The 21,762-nt window shown below is 65.4% G+C and carries 22 protein-coding genes; 12 read left to right on the forward strand and 10 right to left on the reverse strand.

Annotation, left to right across the window (positions count from 1 at the left end; all coding sequences use genetic code 11):
• Positions 1 to 47: 47 nt before the first annotated feature.
• From LY632_RS02995 to LY632_RS03010, 4 genes are all read right to left on the reverse strand, one after another.
• A complete protein-coding gene (locus tag LY632_RS02995; RefSeq protein WP_234092329.1) occupies positions 48 to 1,058 on the reverse strand; it encodes an NAD-dependent epimerase/dehydratase family protein in 1,011 nt (336 codons plus the stop codon).
• Between the two features lie 74 nt (positions 1,059 to 1,132).
• On the reverse strand, positions 1,133 to 1,936 hold the full coding sequence (gene fabI, locus LY632_RS03000) for an enoyl-ACP reductase FabI (protein WP_234092330.1): 804 nt from the start codon (positions 1,934 to 1,936) through the stop codon (positions 1,133 to 1,135).
• 21 nt (positions 1,937 to 1,957) lie between these two features.
• Positions 1,958 to 2,815: a YihY/virulence factor BrkB family protein gene (locus LY632_RS03005; protein WP_370636551.1), complete on the reverse strand. Its 858-nt coding sequence runs from the start codon at positions 2,813 to 2,815 to the stop codon at positions 1,958 to 1,960.
• A 159-nt stretch (positions 2,816 to 2,974) separates the two neighbouring features.
• Positions 2,975 to 3,919 (reverse strand): DnaJ C-terminal domain-containing protein, encoded by a 945-nt coding sequence (locus LY632_RS03010; protein ID WP_234092331.1) that lies wholly within the window; start codon positions 3,917 to 3,919, stop codon positions 2,975 to 2,977.
• Positions 3,920 to 4,018: 99 nt separating this feature from the next.
• Between LY632_RS03010 and gmd the strand changes: the two genes are divergently transcribed.
• Positions 4,019 to 5,089: a GDP-mannose 4,6-dehydratase gene (gene gmd, locus LY632_RS03015; protein ID WP_234092332.1), complete on the forward strand. Its 1,071-nt coding sequence runs from the start codon at positions 4,019 to 4,021 to the stop codon at positions 5,087 to 5,089.
• Positions 5,090 to 5,096: 7 nt separating this feature from the next.
• On the opposite strand, the gene LY632_RS03020 is transcribed toward gmd, so the two are convergent.
• Both LY632_RS03020 and LY632_RS03025 read right to left on the reverse strand, forming a co-directional pair.
• Complete coding sequence (locus LY632_RS03020; protein ID WP_234092333.1) at positions 5,097 to 5,888, reverse strand: class I mannose-6-phosphate isomerase; 792 nt, start codon at positions 5,886 to 5,888, stop codon at positions 5,097 to 5,099.
• Positions 5,888 to 6,904 (reverse strand): mannose-1-phosphate guanylyltransferase, encoded by a 1,017-nt coding sequence (locus LY632_RS03025; RefSeq protein WP_234092334.1) that lies wholly within the window; start codon positions 6,902 to 6,904, stop codon positions 5,888 to 5,890. The genes LY632_RS03020 and LY632_RS03025 overlap by 1 nt, the downstream gene beginning before the upstream one ends.
• Positions 6,905 to 6,997: 93 nt before the next feature.
• On the opposite strand from LY632_RS03025, the gene pdxH reads away from it, so the two are divergent.
• The 3 genes from pdxH to LY632_RS03040 are packed head-to-tail and all read left to right on the forward strand — an operon-like array spanning position 6,998 to position 9,338.
• Positions 6,998 to 7,603 (forward strand): pyridoxamine 5'-phosphate oxidase, encoded by a 606-nt coding sequence (gene pdxH / locus LY632_RS03030; protein ID WP_234092335.1) that lies wholly within the window; start codon positions 6,998 to 7,000, stop codon positions 7,601 to 7,603.
• Entirely contained in the window at positions 7,600 to 8,535 is a 936-nt protein-coding gene (locus tag LY632_RS03035; protein WP_234092336.1) for a cation diffusion facilitator family transporter, read from the forward strand. The genes pdxH and LY632_RS03035 overlap by 4 nt, the downstream gene beginning before the upstream one ends.
• On the forward strand, positions 8,532 to 9,338 hold the full coding sequence (locus LY632_RS03040) for a PhzF family phenazine biosynthesis protein (protein ID WP_234092337.1): 807 nt from the start codon (positions 8,532 to 8,534) through the stop codon (positions 9,336 to 9,338). The genes LY632_RS03035 and LY632_RS03040 overlap by 4 nt, the downstream gene beginning before the upstream one ends.
• Here the strand turns inward: LY632_RS03040 and LY632_RS03045 are convergent.
• Positions 9,323 to 10,450, reverse strand: coding sequence for a serine hydrolase (locus LY632_RS03045; RefSeq protein WP_234092338.1), 1,128 nt, complete (start codon positions 10,448 to 10,450; stop codon positions 9,323 to 9,325). The two genes, LY632_RS03040 and LY632_RS03045, sit on opposite strands and share 16 nt — an antisense overlap.
• Before the next feature lie 16 nt (positions 10,451 to 10,466).
• On the opposite strand from LY632_RS03045, the gene LY632_RS03050 reads away from it, so the two are divergent.
• A complete protein-coding gene (locus LY632_RS03050) occupies positions 10,467 to 10,838 on the forward strand; it encodes a hypothetical protein (protein ID WP_234092339.1) in 372 nt (123 codons plus the stop codon).
• Here LY632_RS03050 and LY632_RS03055 read toward each other — a convergent pair.
• Both LY632_RS03055 and mnmA read right to left on the reverse strand, forming a co-directional pair.
• The gene (locus LY632_RS03055) at positions 10,835 to 11,716 is read right to left on the reverse strand and encodes a GDP-L-fucose synthase (protein WP_234093311.1); all 882 of its coding nucleotides are present in this window, start codon (positions 11,714 to 11,716) and stop codon (positions 10,835 to 10,837) included. The two genes, LY632_RS03050 and LY632_RS03055, sit on opposite strands and share 4 nt — an antisense overlap.
• Positions 11,717 to 11,772: 56 nt before the next feature.
• A complete protein-coding gene (gene mnmA / locus LY632_RS03060) occupies positions 11,773 to 12,927 on the reverse strand; it encodes a tRNA 2-thiouridine(34) synthase MnmA (RefSeq protein ID WP_370636552.1) in 1,155 nt (384 codons plus the stop codon).
• Between the two features lie 157 nt (positions 12,928 to 13,084).
• Here mnmA and LY632_RS03065 point away from each other — a divergent pair, with 157 nt between their 5' ends.
• From LY632_RS03065 to LY632_RS03095, 7 genes are all read left to right on the forward strand, one after another.
• Entirely contained in the window at positions 13,085 to 13,387 is a 303-nt protein-coding gene (locus LY632_RS03065) for a hypothetical protein (RefSeq protein WP_234092340.1), read from the forward strand.
• Positions 13,387 to 13,686, forward strand: a complete 300-nt coding sequence (locus LY632_RS03070) for a DUF1153 domain-containing protein (protein ID WP_234092341.1) — start codon at positions 13,387 to 13,389, stop codon at positions 13,684 to 13,686. Before LY632_RS03065 ends, LY632_RS03070 begins: the two co-directional genes overlap by 1 nt.
• Before the next feature lie 117 nt (positions 13,687 to 13,803).
• The gene (locus tag LY632_RS03075) at positions 13,804 to 14,070 is read left to right on the forward strand and encodes a GlsB/YeaQ/YmgE family stress response membrane protein (RefSeq protein ID WP_234092342.1); all 267 of its coding nucleotides are present in this window, start codon (positions 13,804 to 13,806) and stop codon (positions 14,068 to 14,070) included.
• A gap of 272 nt (positions 14,071 to 14,342) precedes the next feature.
• Positions 14,343 to 15,587, forward strand: a complete 1,245-nt coding sequence (locus LY632_RS03080; protein ID WP_234092343.1) for an efflux RND transporter periplasmic adaptor subunit — start codon at positions 14,343 to 14,345, stop codon at positions 15,585 to 15,587.
• A gap of 6 nt (positions 15,588 to 15,593) precedes the next feature.
• A complete protein-coding gene (locus LY632_RS03085; RefSeq protein ID WP_234092344.1) occupies positions 15,594 to 19,076 on the forward strand; it encodes an efflux RND transporter permease subunit in 3,483 nt (1,160 codons plus the stop codon).
• Positions 19,077 to 19,141: 65 nt separating this feature from the next.
• Positions 19,142 to 20,353 carry a DUF445 domain-containing protein gene (locus LY632_RS03090; RefSeq protein ID WP_234093315.1) on the forward strand — a complete coding sequence of 404 codons (1,212 nt, stop codon included), beginning with the start codon at positions 19,142 to 19,144 and terminating at the stop codon, positions 20,351 to 20,353.
• Positions 20,350 to 20,877 (forward strand): GNAT family N-acetyltransferase, encoded by a 528-nt coding sequence (locus tag LY632_RS03095; protein ID WP_234092345.1) that lies wholly within the window; start codon positions 20,350 to 20,352, stop codon positions 20,875 to 20,877. The genes LY632_RS03090 and LY632_RS03095 overlap by 4 nt, the downstream gene beginning before the upstream one ends.
• Before the next feature lie 22 nt (positions 20,878 to 20,899).
• Here the strand turns inward: LY632_RS03095 and LY632_RS03100 are convergent, their stop codons facing one another.
• Positions 20,900 to 21,736, reverse strand: a complete 837-nt coding sequence (locus LY632_RS03100; RefSeq protein WP_234092346.1) for an energy transducer TonB — start codon at positions 21,734 to 21,736, stop codon at positions 20,900 to 20,902.
• Between the last annotated feature and the right edge of the window lie 26 nt (positions 21,737 to 21,762).

Below are 21,762 nucleotides of genomic sequence, written 5' to 3' on the forward strand. Positions count from 1 at the left end.
CGATGCGGCCCTAAACGCCCCTCCCCCCAATGGGAAGGGCGCATTTGTTACATCGGGCGCGATTGGCCGTGATAGGCGCAGTACCATTCGACAAACCGAGGCACGCCGACGTCGACGGCGGTAGTCGGCGCATAACCGAGGTCGCGCTGGATCGCGCCGATATCGGCATAGGTCTTGTGCACGTCGCCCGGCTGCATCGGCAGCATTTCGAGCTCGGCCTTGCGCCCGCAGGCCTGCTCCAGCACTTCGATGACACGCATCAGATGCTCGCTTCGATTGTTGCCGATGTTGTAGAGCGCATGCGGCTTCACCGAGCCGCCGGCCTTTTCCTCCCCGTCATTGGCAGGTGGATGGTCGAGCGCGGCGACGACGCCCGAAACGATATCGTCGATATAGGTGAAGTCGCGGTACATATCGCCGTGATTGAACACCGGGATGCTCTCTCCCGCGAGGATGCGGCGGGTAAAGTTCCACAGCATCATGTCGGGCCGGCCCCAGGGGCCATAGACCGTGAAAAAGCGCAGGCCCGTCAACGGCAGGCGGAAGAGGTGCGCGTAGGTCTCGCTCATCAGCTCGTCGGCGCGTTTTGTCGCGGCATAGAGCGAGACGGGGTGATCGGCCCGGTCCTCGACCGCGAAGGGCAACTTGGCGTTGCCGCCATAGACCGAGCTGGAGCTGGCATAGACCATATGCGCCGCGCCCCGGTGCCGGGCGATCTCCAGCAGGTTCAGGTGCCCGACCAGATTGGACTGCACATAGGCATGCGGGTTCTCGATCGAATAGCGCACCCCCGCTTGCGCTCCGAGATGGACGATCCGCTCGAACGGCTCGTCCGCCAGTGTCCGTGCCAGCAGCGCGTAGTCGGCGAAATCGAGCTTGTGGAAGACGAAGCGCTCACCCCCCTCGCCACGCAGGCGGGCGAGACGAGCTTCCTTGAGGCTGACCTGGTAGTAGTCGTTGAGATTGTCGATCCCGACGACTTCGTCCCCGCGCGCCAGCAGGCGGGCTGCGAGTTCCGCGCCGATAAAGCCCGCTACCCCGGTAATCAGTACGCGCATCGTGTTCCTTTCGACCCCGGGCTGCCCGTTGACAGCTAGGGGTGCCCGCCGCTTCTAGCGGCAAGTCGTGAAAGTCAGCTTACGGTGATATCCGGGGCGTCTTCCTGCTTCATCCCGACAACGTGATAGCCGCCATCGACATGGTGGGTCTCGCCGGTCACACCGGAGGAGAGGTCGGAAAGGAAGTAAAGCCCCGAACCGCCGACATCCTCGATCGTGATATTGCGCCGCAGCGGCGAGTTGTATTCGTTCCATTTGAGGATGTAGCGGAAGTCGCCGATCCCGCTCGCCGCCAGCGTCTTGACCGGGCCCGCGCTGATCGCGTTGACGCGGATGTTCTGCGGGCCGAGATCGTTGGCAAGATACTTCACGCTCGTCTCCAGCGCCGCCTTGGCGACGCCCATGACGTTGTAATGCGGGATGACCTTTTCCGCGCCGTAATAGGTCAGCGTCACGATGCTGCCGCCGTTGGGCATCATTTCCGCCGCCCGCTTGGCGACGGCCACCAGGCTGTATGCCGAGATGTTCATGGTCATCAGGAAATTCTCGAGGCTGGTGTCGACATACTTCCCGCGCAGTTCGTTCTTGTCGGAAAAGCCGATCGCGTGGACCACGAAATCGATCGTCTCCCACCGGCGCTTCAGCGTATCGAAGGCGCGGTCGAGTGCTTCCATATCCGACACGTCGCAATCGAAGCAGAAATCGCTGCCGAGCTGTTCGGCCAGCGGAACAACCCGCTTCGCCAGCGCTTCGCCCTGATAGGAGAAAGCCAGCTCGGCCCCGTGCTCGGCCAGCTTCTGGGCGATACCCCAGGCGAGCGACTTGTCGTTGGCGAGCCCCATGATGAGCCCGCGCTTGCCTGCCATCAGACCGGTCATATCCAGATTACTCCCTGCCCATCATTCTTGGATCGCATGGCCTTCGACCCCGGTCTTGTCGGCGCGGTCGCTTTCTTCCTCGGGCGTCTCGGCCAGCGCCGCATTCAATTCCGCGCCGATAACGACCCCGAGCCCGACAAGCCAGAAAAAGAACATCGCGACCATGATCCCCGCCAGCGAGCCGTAGGTCAGATCGTATGAAAAGAACCGTGCGAGAACAATGGGCATGGCGAGCGTGACCGCGATCCACCAGACTGTGACGAGCAATGCGCCCGGCCACTTGGGATAGCGTTTTCCGCGATACTTGGCCGGGGTCAGCGTAAGAAACAGCAGGAAGATCGATCCGTACAATCCCAGCGCGGGGACCAGCCGGGACAGCGTCAATTCGCTCAGAATGTTCGCCAGCTGGGGCACGTAGGCGCCGATGAACTGTTGCGCCGCAGTGATCATGAAGCTGGCGATCAGGGACAGCATCAGCAGCAGCACTGCTCCAACGATCACCCCCATCGAAAGCAGGCGGTATTGCCAGAAGGCCCTCACAGCGTGGGTGCCGTAGGCGCGGCGCAGGATATCGCGGATGGTCTCGATCAGGCTGCCGACGGTCCACAGGCCGACCGCGCCCCCGATCCACAACAACCAACCGCTCCGGGCGTCGAGAACTTCGCGCGCCACGGGCCCGATCGTTCTGGCGACGGTGGGCGGCAAGGCCCGCAGGACCGCATCCAGCGTGGCCGCCCGCTCGCTGTTCTCGCCAACAAAGGAGAAAATCGCGGCGCCGGTGATGAAAAACGGGAATATCGCAATCATCGCCAGATAGGCGAGATTGCCGGCGTGGATGAACCCGTCGTTATAGGTGCCGACCGCGACCCTTTTGAACACCTCGAAGGCGCGCGTGCCGGGGCCGACTTCGCGGACTATCCGGCCTTGCAGGCTCGCCTCGTGGCGGCGCGCCTCGGGGGTCGGAGACTGGACTTCACGTTCCTCGGGGTCGGGAATGTCATCCTCGGGGATACGGCCCTCCCTTTCCGGCTGGTGCGGCTAGACACCTAGAATGACGCGCGGATTGGCCGAATCGTTCCAGTCTTTCAACCTCTCGCTGAGTTCGGTGAGGTCTTCGGGCAGGCTGATTTCCAGCTTGACCAGCTGGTCGCCGCGCTTGCCCGACTTGTCGCTGAAGCCCTTGCCGCCCAGCCGCATGACTGTGCCGCCCGACGTGCCGGGTTTGATGGTCAGCATCACCGGCCCATCGACCGTGGGCACCTTGACCTTGGCCCCGTGGACCGCCTCACTGAGCGTCAGCGGCAGGTCGAGCCGGACGTTGTTGCCGTCGCGCTCGAAGAACTTGTGTGGCTCGACGGTGATGGTGACGATCCCGTCGCCGGCTCCGCCCGGGCCCTGTTCGCCCTTGCCCTTGAGCCGCATCTGGGTGCCGTCCTCGACCCCGGCCGGGAGCTTCAGATCGATGGTCTTGCCATCGGCCAGAGTGATCCGCTGGTCGCGCCGGGTCGCCGCGTCGACGAAAGGCACCTTGAGCCGGTAAGCGATGTCGCCGCCCTTGCGCGGCGGTGGCGGGCTGCGCCGACCGAACGGCGAACCGCTGCTGCGGGCACGGCCGCCCCCGCCGCCGAACAGCCCGTCGAATATGTCGCCGAGGTCGATGTCGTCGGTGCCGAAGCCCTGGAAATCCTCGGGCCGGTACTGCCGCTGGCCGCCCCCGCCTCCGAAGCCACCACGACCCATCCCGGAGAAGGGATTGGCCGGGTTGCCGTCGGCGTCGATCTCGCCGCGGTCGAACTGTGCCCGCCTGGCCTTGTCGGACAGCAGGTCATAGGCCTGCGTCACCTTGGAGAACCGCTCGGCGGCGTCGGGCTTGTCCTTGTTGCGATCGGGATGCAGCTCCTTGGCGAGCTTGCGATAGGCGCTCTTGATCTCCGCCTCGGTGGCGGTGCGCGATACGCCAAGGGTGGAATAGGGATCGGCCATGCTGTGTTAGCTAGGTGTAACAGTGGACAGGTGCAAGCATCCCTTTACCGTGCGTTCCAGCCGGTTATGGAACCGTGAAGGATCGAACGGGAGGCCGCATTGGCGGAAGCAAACGGAAAACGCGCGCTGATCACCGGTGTCACCGGACAGGACGGGGCCTATCTCGCGCGGCTGCTGCTGGAGAAAGGCTATGAGGTCCACGGGCTCAAGCGGCGTTCCTCCAGCTTCAACACCGGCCGGATCGAGGACATCTACCAGGATCCGCACGAACCCGATCCGCGCCTGATCCTGCACTATGGCGACATGACCGATGCGACCAACCTCATCCGCATCGTGCAGGAGAGCAAGCCACACGAGATCTACAATCTCGCGGCGCAAAGCCATGTCCAGGTCAGCTTCGAGACGCCCGAATACACCGCCAATGCCGATGCCATCGGGCCGCTGCGCCTGCTGGAGGCGATCCGCATCCTCGGGCTGGAGCAGCACACGAGATTCTACCAGGCCTCGACCTCGGAGCTGTACGGACTGGTGCAGGAAGTACCGCAAAGCGAGCGTACGCCGTTCTATCCGCGTAGCCCCTATGGCGTGGCCAAGCTCTATGGCTACTGGATCGTGGTCAATTACCGCGAGGCTTACGGCATGCATGCCTCCAACGGCATCCTGTTCAATCACGAAAGCCCGCTGCGCGGCGAGACCTTCGTCACCCGCAAGATCACCCGCGCGGCGGCGGCGATTTCGCTCGGGCGGCAGGACCGGCTCTATCTCGGCAACCTCGATGCCAAGCGCGACTGGGGCCATGCCCGCGAATATGCCGAAGGGATGTGGCGGATGCTGCAGCAGGATGTGCCCGACGATTACGTGCTGGCGACCGGTGTGACGACTTCGGTGCGCGATTTCACCCGCTGGGCCTTCGAGGATGCGGGGATCACGCTCGAATTCAGCGGTGAGGGCGTCGACGAGAAAGGCATCTGCGCTGCCACCGGCAAGGTGCTGGTCGAGGTCGACCCGCGTTATTTCCGCCCCGCCGAGGTCGATTTGCTGATCGGTGATGCCGGCAAGGCGCGCGAAAAGCTCGGCTGGGTCCCGCAAATGGGCGTGCGCGATCTCGCGCGGGAGATGGTCGCTGCCGATCTCGAGGTGATGCGGGCGGACACCATCGCCAAGGACTAGCGTGCCGCTACGTCGGCTGGGTGAGCAACGCCCTGCCCGAAGTGCAGGTGATGGACGCGATATCGTCGACCAGAGCGCAGGATCCGGCAGGAACAGCCGCGCCCGCGACGGTGTAATCGCCTTCGATCGGGATCAGCAGCAAGCGGTCCCGATATCGCGCCATGGTTTGCTCGCCGGGCACACCGGCGATCCGGTCGAGCCGGAAGTGTCGGCCCTCGTGCAAGGTGCGTTCATCCCATGGTCGCCCGCCGTCGCGGGCGCGCTTGGCGTAAGTCTCACGCTTCGCCACCGCCAGCGCCTCGTCAAGATGCAGCGGGCGCGGGCGACCGTAGTCATAGAGGCGATAGGTGATGTCCGAATTCTGCTGCACCTCGATCAGCGAGATACCCGGGCCGATGGCATGGATCGTTCCCGCTGGCAGGTAGAAGAAGTCCCCCGGCGCAACTTCGTGCCAGGTGAGCATCTGCTCGATCGAACCATCGAGCGCCGCTGCGCGCAGGGCATCCTCGCTGACCTCTTCGGCGAGCCCGATGGCGAGTTGCGCGCCCGGTTCGGCATCGAGGATGATCCAGCACTCCTCCTTGCCGCGCATGCCCTCGGGAGCCTGCGCGTCGCTCGGGTGGACCTGGACCGAGAGCTTCTCGCTGGTGAACAGGTATTTGACCAGCAGGTCAGGCAGCTCGGCAGGCGGATCGAACCAGATTTCCCCGATGCGTGTGTCGCTGTCATCGGCGAAGGGGGCGGGCAGTTGTTCGCGGCCCCAGACCTTTTCGACCCTGTGGGTAGGCAGCAATTGCATCACTGGCCCTTGGCTCCCGGCAACTTGCCGACGCTCTGTGCGCCTTCACGGGACATCACCAGCACTTCGTCACCATCGACCACCACGATGATGTCGCTGAGGCCGACGACGGAGACGCGCGGGCCGTCGCTGTCGATCACGACATTGGCGGCATCGAGCAGGTCGGCGCGCCCTACAGATTTCTCACCGCGCGCTTCGACCAGCGCCTGCCAGTTGCCGATATCGGACCAGCCCATCGCCACCGGCACCATCGCCTTGCGGCCAGTGGGTTCCATCACGGCGTAGTCGATGCTGTCGCCTTCGATGGCGGCGAAGGCAACGCTGTCTGGCCGAAACGCACCGCCGGTTTCGGAGCCCCCTGCCACAGCCTTGGCGACAGCTGCTGCCATGGCCGGGCGATGCGCGGCGAGTTCTTCGAGCAAGCGGCCGGCGGTGAACAGGAAAATTCCGCCGTTCCAGCTGTATCCGCCATCGGCGAGGAAGCCTTGCGCGGTTGGGAGATCGGGCTTCTCCACGAAGCGGTCGATCCTGTATCCCCCCGCGAGCGGTTCGCCGCGCTTGATGTAGCCGTAGCCGGTCTCCGGTCGCTCGGCGGCGATACCCATGCTGACCAGCCAGCCTGAGCGGGCCAGCCCTGCCCCGACTTCAGCCGCCGCGACAAATGGGGCAGTATCGGCGATGTAGTGATCGCTCGGGCACACCAGCATCACGGCATCGGCCGGTAGACGATGTGCCGCGAGTGCGATGGCTGGCGCGGTGTTGCGACCCATCGGTTCGGCCACCACCGACAGGCCTGCACCGCCCTGTTCGCGGATCAGCGGCAAATACGCTTCGCCTGTCACCACCATCGGTGCGGCAAAGCGGGCCGTGTCGGCGACACGATCGAGCGTCTGTTGGAACAGCGTCCGTTCGCCCAGCAGCGGCAGGAACGGCTTCGGCTTCGCCGGCCGGCTGCGCGGCCACAGCCGCGTGCCGCCGCCGCCGCACAAAATGACAGGATGGATCAGGGCATTCATTGCCCAGCCCGTTACCACAAATTCTCCCAAGAAAAGGTGTCATTGCAGTGCATGGGTGACGGGAGTAGGCGCGTCGATGAAGGAAACAGGCCCATGACACCGCTCGAAACCAGCGAAATTCCCGATACCGATCCCATCGCACTGTTCGCTGCCTGGATGGCCGAAGCCCGCGCCAGCGAGATCAACGATTCGAACGCCATGGCGCTGGCGACGGCGACGCCCGAAGGCGTTCCTTCGGTGCGGATGGTGCTGCTGAAGGATCACGGGCCGCAGGGCTTCACCTTCTATACCAATGCGGAAAGCCGCAAGGGGCAGGAGATCCGCGCCAATGCCCGCGCCGCGCTGCTGTTCCACTGGAAGAGCCTGCGCCGCCAGATCCGCATCGAAGGTCCGCTGAGCGAAGTCGCACCGGAGGTGGCGGACGAGTATTTCCATTCGCGGGCGCGCGATTCGCAATTCGGCGCCGTCGCTTCCGACCAGTCGCGCCCGCTCCCTGACCGGCGGGTTTTTGTCGATCGCTTTGCCGAGGCACAGGCGCGTTTCGGCGATGGCGAGATCGAGCGTCCCAGGCACTGGACCGGCTTCACCGTCACGCCGGAACGGATCGAGTTCTGGCAGGACCGGCCCAACCGTCTGCACGATCGTCGCCAGTTCGTCCGTTCGGGCGGGGGCTGGACCAGCACCTTGCTCTACCCATGAGCGAGAACCGCCACCTGCTTGCCCGAAGCGCTGCCGTGGCATCGATCACGGTCGCCGTGATCCTGGTGATGCTCAAGACCTGGGCGACGCTGCGCACCGGCTCGACCGCCATGCTCGGCAGTCTCGCCGATTCGGCGCTCGACCTCATCGCCAGCCTGGCGACGCTGGTCGGGGTCTGGATCGCTTCGCAGCCAGCCGATGACAACCATCGCTTCGGGCACGGCAAGGCCGAGGCGCTGGCGGCGATTTTCCAGGTCATGCTGATCGCGCTCTCGGCCTCGGGCATCGCCTTTCGCGCCGTCAGCAAGCTGATCGAAGGCGGCCGGGTCGAAGCGGCACCCGAGGGCATGGCCGTCTCGGTCATTGCCATTCTCGCCACGCTGCTGCTGCTCGCATGGCAGCGCTATGTCATTGCCCGGACCCGCTCGGTCGCGATCGGGGCCGACCATGTCCACTACCAGTCCGACCTGCTGCTCAACCTGGCGGTCATCGCCGCGCTGGCGCTGGACCAGTATGCCGGTTTCACCAAGGCCGATCCGCTGTTCGGGCTCGCCATTGCCGCATGGCTGCTGTGGGGGGCATGGAATGCGGCGGGCGAAGCGCTCGACCACCTGATGGACAAGGAATGGCCGGAGGAGCGGCGCGAGGCCTTCCTCACCGTGCTGGCCAAGCATCCCGATATCCGCGGCGTGCATGACCTGCGCACCCGCACCAGCGGGGCGGACGATTTCGTGCAATTCCACATGGCGGTCGATCCGCACCTGACGATCGCCGCCGTGCATGATCTGATGGACGATGTCGAAGCCCGCATCGCGCTGGATTTTCCCGATGTCGAAGTGCTGATCCACCCCGACCCTGTCGGCCTGCAGCGCGAAGAAGGCGTTGCGGGAGAAGAACTGCTGCCGGAAACCGCCAAGGGAGTGACTTCGTGAAGATACCTTACTGGCATGTCGATGCCTTCGCCGACCGCCCCTTTGCCGGCAACCAGGCGGCGGTGATGCCGCTCGCCAGCTGGTTGCCGGATGGGGTGCTGCAGGCAATCGGTGAGGAGAACAACTTCGCCGAGACGGCCTTTCTCGTCCCTGATGCGACGGGCGAGGCGGACTACGAGCTGCGCTGGTTCACCCCTGCTTGCGAAATCCGCCTGTGCGGCCATGCCACGCTGGCGAGCGGGCATGTCGTCTTCACCGCGCTCGGCGGCCACCGCGACGCGGACCGGGTCACCTTCCGCACCCGCAAGGCGGGTATCCTCGAGATGCAACGGGTCGCAGCGGGCTATGAACTGGCACTGCCGGTGATCCCGACCGAGCCGGGCGAATGGCCGGAAGCTGTCGCCTTGCTGGGCGCAACGCCGAGCGAAGTCTGGCTCAATCCCGACCGCTACGGTATCTACCTGTTCGACAGCGAAGACCAGGTCCGCGCGCTCGACCCCGACCTGCGCGGCTTGGGGGCGCTGGGCGACGACCAGTTCATCTGCACTGCTCGCGGCAGGGATACCGATGTGGTGAGCCGCGTGTTCGTGCCCGGTGGCGGGGTCGACGAGGACAGCTTCACCGGGTCGGCCCATGCCGCGCTGACCGCCTTCTGGGCGTACAAGCTCGGGCGCGACAGCTTCACCGCCTTCCAGGCTTCGGCCCGCGGCGGGCACGCCACCTGCCGGTTGGACGGCGACAAGGCCTGGCTCGGCGGACCTTGCGTGACGGTGGTGGAAGGGAGCTTCTACCTCGCGGGGTAGAGCTCGACGACGTCCTTCAGCTGTCGCAGCAGCACTGCGCGTTGCTCGGCGTCCGAATGGCCGAGCCGCACCACCGTCAGCCGCTGGCGCGGCGACACGAGGATGTACTGTCCCATGTGCCCGATGGCGGCGAACAACCCCTCGGGCTCGGCAATGGGATAGAGCGAGTCGGTATCACGGTCGGCCTCGGTGTTGAGCCACGTCTGCGCCCCGTAGAAAGCGCTGCGGGGGCTGGGGGAGGTCATGAACTCGATCCATTTGCGCGGCACCAGCTGGGCCCCGCTGACCGAACCGCCATTGCGCAGGAACTCGCCGAACCTGGCCCAGTCGCGCGCGCTGGCATGGATCAGGCTGCCGCCGACCAGCGTGCCGTGGGCGTCGAACTCCGGTACGACACTCTTCATTCCCAGCGGGTCGAACAGGCGGGCGTGGAGGAATTCGCTCACCGCCCTGCGCCGCACTTCCGGGTCCTCGCTCCCCTGTGTCAGCACCCGCGCGGCGATATCGGCGAGGATGACCGTGGTGTTGCTCGAGTATTCGAACTTTGCGCCGGGTTCGGCCTCGAGCGGTTGCTCCTCGGCCCATTTGGCCATGTCGTCGCGCCCGTCGAGAAACAGCATCCGCACTTCTGACGATTCGTAGGGCGGGTCGCCGGCCTCGGTGTGGCGCAGCCCGCTGCGCATCTGCAGCAGCTGGCGCAATGTGATCGCTCCGCGCGGGTCGCCCGGGCGCTGCCATTCGGCGATCGGCGGGCTCTGGTCGAGTTGCAACTGCCCGTCGGCGACCAGCATGCCGATCATCACCGCGGTGACCGTCTTTGCCATCGACCAGCTGACGAAGCGGGTGTCCTCGTCATAGCCGGGGGCATAGCGCTCGGCTGCAATCCGGCCGTTGTACATCACCACCGCGGCGCGGGTTTCGCCCAGCGCTTCATTGGTGAACAGGTCGTCGAGCTGGCGCGCCAGTTGCTCGTCGGGCGCGCCGGGGTCCTTGCCGACGGCGGCCAGCGCTTGCTCGCTCAGCGCCTGTTCGACCGGCGGTGCCTCGCCGCACGCGACAAGGCTTGAGGCGAGAGCCAGCATGGCGATAAGGGGGGCGACGCGGCGCTGCATGGGGCAGGCCTCTCGCATGACAGGAATCGCCTTGGCAACGTCAAAATCCGCTTCCGGGAAAACACCGGGCCAGGCCCGTCGCTGGCCCACGGTGCTGTTCGTGCTGCTGGTGCTGGCAGCGGGGGTGTTCCTGTGGTTCCGCACGCCGATCACCGGCTATGCCCAGACCGCCAGCGCCTATTCGGCCCGGGTCGCCTGCTCGTGCCGATTCGTCGCCGGACGGACGATGGAGGATTGCGCCAAGGACAAGCTCGCCGGGATGGAGCTGGTTTCCCTGACCGAGAACGAGGAGGAAAAGAGCGTTACCGCGCGCTTCCTGCTCGTTGCCAGCGATACCGCGCGGATGCGCGACGGCTATGGCTGCGTGCTGGACAAGTGGAATCGCTAGGCCGCGTTGGCGAGAAACCAGCGATAGGCATCGGCAATGCCCTGATCGAGGCCGATGCGCGGCCTCCAGCCCATCGCCGCGATCTTCGACCCGTCCATCAGCTTGCGCGGCGTGCCGTCGGGCTTCGAGGTGTCGTGATCGATCCGCCCTTCGAACCCGACCGACCGGCACACCGCCTGCGCCAGTTCGTTGATCGTCAGGTCGGTGCCCGAGCCGAGATTGACATGCTCCTCGCCCGAATAATGCGTCAGCAGGTGGACGCAGCCATCGGCGAGGTCGTCGACATGCAGGAATTCGCGGCGCGGAGTGCCGCTGCCCCACAGCGTGATCGATTCGGCCCCGGCCAGCTTCGCCTCATGCGCCTTGCGGATCAGCGCGGGCAGGACATGGCTCGATGCGAGGTCGAAATTGTCCCCCGGACCATAGAGATTGGTCGGCATGGCGCTGATGAAATCGCGACCGTACTGGCGGCGATAGGCCTGGCACAGCTTGATCCCGGCGATCTTGGCCACGGCATACCATTCGTTGGTCGGCTCGAGCGGGCCGGTCAGCAGCGCGTCTTCGGTGATCGGCTGGGGCGCCAGGCGCGGGTAGATGCAGGACGATCCGAGAAAGAGCAGCTTGTCGGCATCGTGGCGATGCGCCGCCTCGATGACGTTCGCCTCGATCATCAGGTTGTCATAGAGGAATTCGGCCGGGCGGGTGTCATTGGCGAGGATCCCGCCGACCCTGGCCGCAGCGACGATGACGGTGTCCGGCTTGTTGTCGGCGAACCATTGCCGCACCGCGCCCTGTTCCCGCAGATCGACCGAACGGTCGGCAGTCAGCACCAGGCAGCCTTCGCCCTCCAGCCGCCGCACCAGCGCCGCGCCGACCATGCCGCGATGCCCCGCGACATAGACGCGGCGCCCGGCGAGCGGGTAGATCGCTTCGCTCAAGCGGCTTTCTCCGTCGCTTCGATCCAGCCCCCGCCGACAACGCGATCACCGGCATAGAGCACCGCTGCCTGTCCGGGAGCGACGCCATACTCAGGTGTGGCAAAGCGAATCCTGGTGGTGGCGCCGTCGCCCAGCGGCCCCTCCAGCGTTACCGGTACCGGCCTCGCCAGCGAGCGGACCTTGGCCGTCAGCGGTGCATCTGGCAGCGGGCCGATGCGGTTGGTTTCGATCAGCGTGGCGGAGGACACCGCCAGCATCGCCTTTGGCCCGACCTTGACCGCACCGGCCGCCGCATCGAGCTCCACGACATAGAGCGGCTCCGGCTGGCCGCCGATCTCGAGCCCGCGCCGCTGGCCGACGGTGTAATGGATGATCCCCTTGTGCTCGCCCAGCGTCTCTCCGGTCTGCGCGTGAATGATGGCACCCGGCGCACCGCCTTCAGGGCGCAGCTTCTTGACGATCCTGGCATAGTCGCCGTCGGGCACGAAGCAGATGTCCTGGCTGTCGGGCTTGGCGGCATTGCGCAGGCCGGCCGCTTCGGCCAGTTCACGCACCTGCGCCTTGGGCAGGTCGCCCAGCGGATAGCGCAGGAAGTCGAGCTGCGCCTCGGTCGTGCCATAGAGGAAATAGGACTGGTCGCGCGCCGGATCCAAAGCGCGATGCAGTTCCGGCCCCGCTGCACCCATCACCCGGCGGACATAATGCCCGGTCGCCAGGCAATCCGCCCCCAGCTCGCGCGCCATGCGCAGCAGGTCCGTGAACTTGGGCCCCATGTTGCAGCGGATGCAGGGCACCGGAGTGCGTCCGGCGAGATAGTCGTCGGCGAACTGTTCGACCACTTCCTGGCGAAAGGCGCTTTCGTGGTCGAAGACATAATGCGCGATGCCCAACCGGTCGGCCACGGCGCGGGCGTCGCGGATATCGTCGCCGGCGCAGCACGCGCCCTTGCGCCCGGTTGCCGCACCATAATCGTAGAGCTGCAGCGTGATGCCGATCACTTCGGCCCCGCTGGCATGCGCGAGCGCTGCCACGACCGACGAATCGACCCCGCCCGACATCGCCACCACGATGCGGCAATCGGTGGCCGCGTGCGGTAGGTCGAACATGTCAGCTGCCTGTGCAGCAGGTGGCAGGAGCGCGTCGGTTTTCATGGGGGCATTCATGACGGCTGCGCCCATACACGCAGGCGGGGGTGCGGGAAAGGGGCGGGGCGGCAACCCGGCGGCAAAGGTTACTCCCGCGTTGTACAATCCTAATCGCCGGTAAACCTCGGCTTTACCCGATCTTGACGGACCCGGATGTAAAGCGGTGAACATGTACGAAAGCACATTCGAAATTCCGGGCCAGACCGACGCCGTCGCCGAACAGGCGCTGGCGGCGATTGCCTGGCCGGTACTGGTCGCACGGCTTTCGGCCCGGCGCGACCTGCGGTGCGTTCTGCTGGCTGGCGAAGCCGGCGCCGCGGCGAGCTTCAACCCGGCGGCAGCAGCCATGCTATCGCAATGGGGAGTAGGCAAACGGGATGTTAACCGAGATGTTTTAGCTCATGGCAAATATCCATGGGCCAATGGTGTCGCTCCCCCAGCGGCAGCAGGCGACCGAGAGTTTTGATGATCGAGAACCAGAAAATCCGACCGGCACAGGTAATCGGCCCGCTTGGCGAGCCGCTCACCATGGCTGACCTGCCGAGCCCCAACACCCGCCGCTGGGTGGTGCGCCGCAAGGCAGAGGTCGTTGCGGCCGTCAACGGCGGCATGCTGACGATCGACGAAGTGCTGGAGCGCTACAACCTGACGCTGGAAGAGTTCGCCTCGTGGCAGCGCGCGGTTGACCGTTCCGGTATGCAAGGGCTTCGGGTCACCCGGATCCAGCACTACCGCGATCTCTACGAACGCCAGTTGAAGTACTAGTTCACTGCGCTATCCGCCTTAAATCAATGGCTTAGAATCTGACGCACTTGCGCGCCGGGAACCACCCGGCGCGCTGTTCGTATTCTGGACATAGCAAACAGGATACGGAGAATCACAATGGGTTGGATTGTCGCAATCATCGTGGGCGGCGTCGCCGGTTGGCTCGCCAGCATGGTCATGAATCGCGATGCCTCGATGGGCATTTTCCTCAACATCGTCGTCGGTATCATCGGGGCGCTGATCGGCAATGCCGTGCTGGCGCCGCTGCTCGGCTTCGGCGGCAGCATCCAGACTTTCGACCTGGGCGCTTTCGCGATCGCCGTTCTCGGCGCCATCGTGCTGCTGGCGGTGCTGAACCTGGTCCAGCGCGGCCGCGTGCGGTAACACGCCACACAGCCAGAATAACCTGGGGCGGGGCTGCAGCGATGCAGCCCCGCCTTGCGTTTGTGGCCCTTCTTTCCCTTGTATCGGGTCCCTGTCGCCGGTCCGCTCCATTGCGCTGTTGGTAGAGCGCGCGATTGCCTTGGCCTTGGCACGGGCCTAGGGGCAGCAAGGCAAACAGGCCCGTTTCCGCCACCACTCCCTCCTGGCTTGCGCTTGGTGACTTAGTCAGATAATACAGTGGTGGTACGGATATTGCCGGTGATGGGAAGACGATGAACTACCAGCATAGCGAAATTCGCAGCGATACGCCTGCCCAGGTGGCGGGCGAGACTTATGCTGCCAAGCGATGGAACGAGCAGCGCAGCCTGCCGTGGCGCTGGATCATTCTCGGTATCCTGGTCGTCGGCGGCCTGGTGGCGGCCTATCTGTTGCTGGGCGCGGGCGAAAGCACCGCCGTTCCGGCGGCCGACCGTAACGAACAGGCTCCACGCATCACCGTTGTCGCCCCCGGCACGACCGCGATCGAAGGCGCCATCAATGCCACCGGCACGCTCGCCGCGCGTCGCGCCATGCCGGTCGGCGTGGTCGGCGAAGGCGGCCGGGTCGTTTCGGTTCCGGTCGAGCAGGGCCAGTGGGTCCGCGCCGGGCAAGTGCTCGCTTCGATCGACCGTTCGGTCCAGAGCCAGCAGGCGCGCAGCGCGGCCGCCCAGATCGAAGTCGCCAGGTCCGATGCCAATCTTGCACAAGCCAATCTGGATCGCGCGCTGCAGCTGGTCGACCGCGGATTCATCTCCAAGGCCGAAGTCGACCGCCTGACCGCGACCCGCGATGCCGCCCGTGCGCGGGTAGCGGTGGCGCAGGCGCAGTATAACGAACTGCTGGCCCGCAACGCGCGGCTCAATATTCTCGCTCCTGCTTCCGGGCTCCTCCTCGAACGCAATGTCGAGCCGGGCCAGACCGTCAGCGCCGGTTCGCCAGCGCTGTTTGTCATCGCCAAGGGCGGCGAGATGGAACTGCTGGCGCAGGTCGGCGAGACCGACCTCGCCAAGCTGACGCCAGGCGTCAGTGCCACGATTACCCCGGCTGGCATGGACAAGAGCTTCACCGGCCAGATCTGGCAGCTGGAACCGACCATCGACGCCCAGACCCGCCAGGGCACCGCGCGAATCGCGCTCAGCTACGCACCCGGACTGCGGCCCGGCGGCTTCGCGACCGCGACCATCAACAGCGGCACCATCGTCGCACCCATGCTGCCCGAATCCGCCATCCTGTCGGATGACAAGGGTGCCTTCGTCTACATCGTCGACAAGGACAACAAAGTCCGCCGCCGGGGAGTGACCACCGGCATCGTTACCCCGGGCGGGGTCGCTATCGTCAGCGGCCTGACCGGTGCGGAAAAGGTCGTGCTGCGAGCAGGCGGTTTCCTTACCGAAGGCGAAACCATCGTGCCGGAACTGCAGGGTGCGAAGAAAGCCCCGGCAGCCGCAGCGCAACCGAAGACGGCAACCAAGGGCTGATCCGGCATGGACTTTAGCAAGATCTCAGCCTGGTCGATCCGCAACCCGGTGATCCCGCTGGTGATGTTCACCGCGCTGCTGTTCGCCGGCCTGCTGAGCTTTGCCCGGATGGACGTGGTCAACAACCCGGATATCGAGTTCCCGGCCGTCAACGTGTCGATCTCGCAGCCCGGTGCCGCGCCGACCGAGATCGAGAACCAGATCACCCAGCGGGTCGAATCCGCCGTCCGCTCGATCAACGGCGTGAAATCGATCAATTCGACCGCCAGCGAGGGCAGTTCCAACACCTTCATCGAATTCGCCATCGGCACCGACCCCAACGACGCGACGGCGGAGGTGAAGAACGCGATCGATTCGGTCCGCGGCAGCCTGCCCGACGGGATCCTCGAACCGCGCATCAGCAAGGAGGAGGTCGCCGGCGGCTTCCTCGGCATCTATGCCGTCGAGGCCGACGACATGACCATCGAGCAGCTCAGCTGGTTCATCGACGATTCCATCGCCAAGCGCCTGCTCGGGATCGAGGGCATGGCCGAGGTCAACCGCTTCGGCGGGGTCGACCGCGAGATCGAAGTGATCCTCGACCTGCCCAAGATGCAGGCGCTCGGCGTCACCGCCAGCCAGATCAACCAGGTGCTGCGCCAGACCAATATCGATGCCGCTGGCGGCGCGGCCGAAGTCGGCGGCACCCGCCAGTCGGTGCGCGTGCTGGGCAGTACCGAGACCGCCTTCGAGCTGTCGCAGCGACAGATCCAGCTCGGCAACGGGCGCACCGTCAAGCTGTCCGAAGTGGCGACGGTCCGTGACGGGTACAGCGAGCAGACCTCGATTTCCGAAGTCGGCAGCAAGGAAGTGGTCAATTTCGCCATGTCGCGCGCCAAGGGCGCGTCGGACGTGACGGTGTTCTACGAAGCCAAGGACGTCCTCGCGGAAATCGAGGCCGAGAACCCGGGGATCAAGTTCATCCCGCTGTTCAACACGGTGAAGTACACCGAAGAGCAGTATTCGAGCTCGATGGCGGCGATGATCGAAGGCGCTATCCTTGCCGTCGTGGTGGTGTTCTTCTTCCTGCGCGACTGGCGGGCAACGGTCATCTCCGCCATTGCCATCCCGCTCTCGGCGATCCCGACCTTCTGGTTCATGGACCTGCTCGGCTTCAACCTCAACCAGCTCTCGTTGCTGGCGCTGGGGCTGGTCGCCGGTGTGCTGGTCGACGACGCCATCGTCGAGATCGAGAATATCGTGCGCCATATGCGCATGGGCAAGAGCGCCTACCAGGCCAGCATCGACGCCGCCGACGAAATCGGCCTGCCAGTGGTGGCGACGAGCTTCTGCATCGTTGCGGTGTTCCTGCCGGTCGGCCTGATGCCGGGCATTTCGGGGCAGTTCTTCAAGAACTTCGGCATCACCGTGGTGATCGCCGTGCTGATGTCGCTCGCCGTGGCGCGCATGATCACGCCGATGCTGGCGGCCTATTTCCTCAAGGCGCACGGTGAGGCGTCGCATGGCGAAGGTCCGCTGATGGACCGCTATATGGGCATCCTGCGCTGGTCGCTGGACCGCGGCAAGCTGTTCGCCCGCCGCGAGGGGCTGGAGCCGCCGAAACGGCGCTGGGCCTATGTGCTGAGCTTCATCCTCGTCATCCTGCTCATGATTGTCACGCCGGCCTTCGCCAGTTTCTCGCTGTCGGGCGCGCTGATGCAACTGGGGCTGGCTGACAAGCTGACCGCAGCGATTTCCAGCGATCCCCAAGCCGGCTTCGCCCAACTCGCGGGCCGCCTGCTCAACCTGTTGATCCTGGCGGTCGTGCTGTTTGCAGGATTCGTCGCGGGCTATCTGGTGCTCAAGCTGCTGGGCGCGATCTGTCGGCTGTTCGGCGACCGGTTGCGCCAGTCGTGGCAGTATCTCGAAGCACGGTTCTACGATCATCGCGTGTGGATGCTCATGACCGGCTATTTCGCGCTGCTGCTCACGGTGCAGCTGTTCGGACTGGTCCCGGCGCAGTTCCAGCCGACTATCGACGACGACAACAGCCGGATCGAGATCGAGATGGTGCCCGGCACCACGCTGGAAACCACCAAGGCGGTGGCCGACCGGGTGGCGGCCCTGCTGGAGGGCCAGCAGGAAGTGGAGCGGGCGCTGGAGCGCGTGCGCGAAGGGGCGGCAACGATCTATATCTCGCTCAGGGCCGACCGTGAGCGGACCTCGATCCAGTTCGAACGCGATCTCGCTCCCGAACTGGCCAAGATTCCCGACGCCCGGATCCGCTTCCAGTCGCAATCCGGCGGCTTCGGCAGCGGACGCGATATGACGATCATGCTGGCCGGGTCCGACCCCGAACTGCTGGAGCAGACCGCCGCCACGTTGGTCGAGCAGATGAAGGGCATCGATTCGCTGGTCGCACCGCGCATCAGCGCCGACATCAACCGGCCGGAGATCATCATCACCCCGCGCCCCGCACTCGCGGCCGAGCTCGGCGTGACGACGGCGGCGCTGAGCCAGACGATTCGCATCGCGACGCTCGGCGAGATCGAGCAGAATGCGGCCAAATTCTCGCTCTCCGACCGGCAGATCCCGATCCGGGTCAAGCTGCCCGAGGAATCGCGCGAAAGCCTGAGCACGATCGAGAATCTCCCGGTCCAGACCCGCACCGGCGGCACTGTGCCACTGTCGCGCGTGGCCGATATCAGCTTCGGTTCGGGCCCGACGGCCATCCAGCGCTACAACCAGAACCGCCGCGTACTCGTCGGGGCCGACCTGGCCCAGGGCGTCGTCAAGGGCGAGGCGCAGGCCGAGATTGATGCCCTGCCGATCCTCAAGGACCTGCCCCAAGGCGTGATCCGCGACGTCGTCGGCGAAGACGAATGGCAACAGGAGCTGGTCCGCAGCCTGACGATTGCCGTGGTTGCCGGTGTGCTGCTGGTGTTCGCGGTGCTGGTGCTGCTCTACAAGCGGTTGATGAGCCCGCTGGTCAACATGACCTCGCTGGCGCTGGCGCCGCTGGGCGGCATCTTCCTCGTCTGGATGGTCGGCCAGCCGCAGTCGATGCCGGTCTATATCGGGATCCTGTTGCTGCTGGGCATCGTCTCCAAGAACTCGATCCTGCTGATCGACTTCGCGATCGAGGAAATGGCCAAGGGCACGCGCAAGTTCGAAGCGATCATGGACGCCGGGCACAAGCGCGCCCAGCCGATCGTCATGACCACCGTGGCGATGACTGCCGGGATGGTCCCGATCGCCTTCTCCGGCCTGCTCGGTTCGGGCGACGGGGCCTGGCGCGCGCCGATGGGGACCATGGTGATCGGCGGGCTGATCATGTCGACGGTGCTGACGCTGCTGATCGTCCCGGCTGGCTTCAGCCTGGCCGACGGCTTCGAAAAGCGGGTCGGCCCGTGGCTGCGCAACCGTTTCCTCACCTACAAGCCCGGTGACGACAAGTACGACGAAAAGCATGGCGGAAGCCCCCCGCCCGAGGCTATTCCGGCCGAGTGACGACCGAGCAACGCACCATCATCGCCGCCAGCGGCCAGGAGCTGCTGGCGGATCGTGCGCGCAACATGCGGATCACCGCCACGCTGATGCTGGTGTTCATGGCGGCGGTGTTCGTTATCACCCACCGCCTGCTCGATCTCCATCCGGCCTGGGGCTACGTCAACGCTTTCGCTGAAGCCGCCATGGTCGGCGGGCTGGCAGACTGGTTCGCGGTCACCGCGCTGTTCCGCCATCCGCTCGGCTTGCCCATCCCGCACACCGCGATCATCCCCGAGAACAAGGACCGCATCGCCGACACCATGGCGCAGTTCCTGCGCACCAATTTCCTCACCCCCGCCGTGGTGGCGCGGCGGATGCAGGGGATGAATGTCGCCAAGGGCGTGGGCGACTATCTCGTCGCCCCGGGCGAGGAAGCCCGCAGCCGCATTACCGGCGGGGCAGCCGAACTGCTGGCCGAAGTGCTCGAATCGCTCGACCCCGACCGGCTGGGCAACCAGGTGCGGCAGGGGCTGGCGGGCCAGCTTGCGAAGATCGATGTCTCGCCGCTGGCCGGGCGCATGCTCGAAGGGGCGATTGCCGACAAGCGGCACATGCCGCTGATGGACGGTTTCATCCGCTGGGCCGGGCTGACGCTGGAGGACAACGAGGAGACCATCCGCCAGATCATCCACGACCGCGCCAATGCCGTGCTGCGCTGGACGGGTCTCGACGAGCGGATCTCGGCCTCGGTGCTCGACGGGCTCTATCGCCTGCTGGCGGAAGTGCTGGTCGATCCCCAGCATCCGCTGCGCGGCAAGATCGAGGAAGGGCTGGAAAAGCTCGCCAGCGACTTGCAGACCGATCCCGCGACGCGCGAGAAGGTGGAGGAAATCAAGCGTGACCTGCTCTCCAATCCGGCAGTGGCCGAATGGTGGCTGGGCGTGTGGGAACGCATCCGCCTGTCGCTGATCCGCCGCGCGCGCGAGCCGGACACCGCGCTGGGCGAGGAAATGCGCAAGATGCTGGGCGAGCTTGGCGCTGCCCTGCAGCAGGACGAGCGGCTGCAGCACCAGATCAACCGTTTCGCGCGCCGCACCGCCGTCGGCATCGCCACCCGCTACGGCGACGAGATCGTCCGCCTGGTCTCCGAAACCGTCAAGCGCTGGGATGCGACCACCGTCACCGACCGGATCGAAGGTGCGGTCGGCCGCGACCTGCAGTTCATCCGCATCAACGGCACGCTGGTGGGCGGACTGGTGGGGCTGACTATCCACGCCATTGTCCAGTTCACCGGATGAGCGGGCCGTTCCTCGTCACCGAGCGGCTGGAACTGCGGCAGCCGGTCAGGGACGACCTCCATCCCCTGTTCGAAATCATCGCCGAGCCGGAAACGCGGCGCTATCTCGGCCCCGAGCCCGCGATGCCGGACCATTTCATGCGCTTCACCCGCAATGCGGGCAGCTGGACGCTCTATGGCTATGGCACGCTGATGGTGCGCGAGCGCGGCGGCGACGGCACGCTGCTCGGCAATTGCGGCATCTTCCATTCCTGGCGCGGGCTCGGCGAGGACTTCGACGACAAGCCCGAGGCCGGCTGGATCCTGCGCGAATCCGCGGTGGGCAAGGGCTATGCGGGCGAGATCATGCGCGCGGTGCTGGCGTGGTGGGATGCCGAGTTCGCGGCCGAGCTTGTTTGCCTTATCGACCCCACCAATGTGCCTTCACTCAAGCTGGCAGCCAAGCTGGGCTTCGCGCCGATGCGCGACGGACAGATGCCGGATGGAAGTGTGGTGAAATTGCTGCGCAGGGTGCCGCCACGCTGACCGGCGCGGCCACAGTGCCGTTTCAATAGACGTCGTACCGGATGCTCAAAACGATATAGGACGCGGCGGGCTTGTCTTCGTGGTCCCTCGCCGGGTCGAATCGGGCGATGCGGAGCAGGTTTTCGCAGGCACTGCCAAACCGGTCGGCATCGGCTGATTTGACGGTGGTGCAGGCCGTTGGCCGCCCGGCAGCGTCAACATTGAAGCGCAGCCAGATGCGGCCGTCGAACCCTTCACGCAGTTCGCGGACCGGGAACCGGATATCGTTGACCCAGCTCGCCTGATCGCGGACCTTGGGACCCGCAACCAGGGCCCGCTGCTCGTCCGGATCGAAGTCCCAGCTTTCGACCATTGCATCGACGCATTGATCGAGCACCGCAAATGCCTCACCGAATTTGGGCAGGGGAAAGCGAAGATAACTCCCGGGATGCTGCTCGATCCGCAGCCATTCCGCGTCTGCGGCAGTCATTGGCACCGTCGGTGTGTCGGCCTCCGTTACCTCAGCCTCCCTGTCCTGGCCCGGCGGGGCCAATCCGCGTGAGCTGAGCAGCATGGCCTCGCCCACTCCCTTGATTCGGCCGCGCTCGACCTCTCGTTCGTGAGGGGGAAAGAAGGGGCCGAATTGTACGCTGGCGCTGGTTGCCTTGGCCCGTGTCACAGCCTCACCCGCAACAGTAATGGAGAAGCTATTCCGCTCGCCAAAGTGCTCGATTGCGAGGACGGCCTGCTGTCCATCCGCGCTATAGCTGCGTGACAACCGGCATATCCCGTCGGTCAATTCGACGTGCCAGCCGGAAACGGGCTCCAGCCGTGTGGTCTCTTCAAGCGCCAGCGCAGGCGATGCGATCGCCCCGAGCAACAAAGAAGGGGCCGCACAGAGTACGG

Origin of the sequence: Erythrobacter sp. SDW2, assembly GCF_021431965.1 — a bacterium.
GTDB lineage: Bacteria > Pseudomonadota > Alphaproteobacteria > Sphingomonadales > Sphingomonadaceae > Parerythrobacter.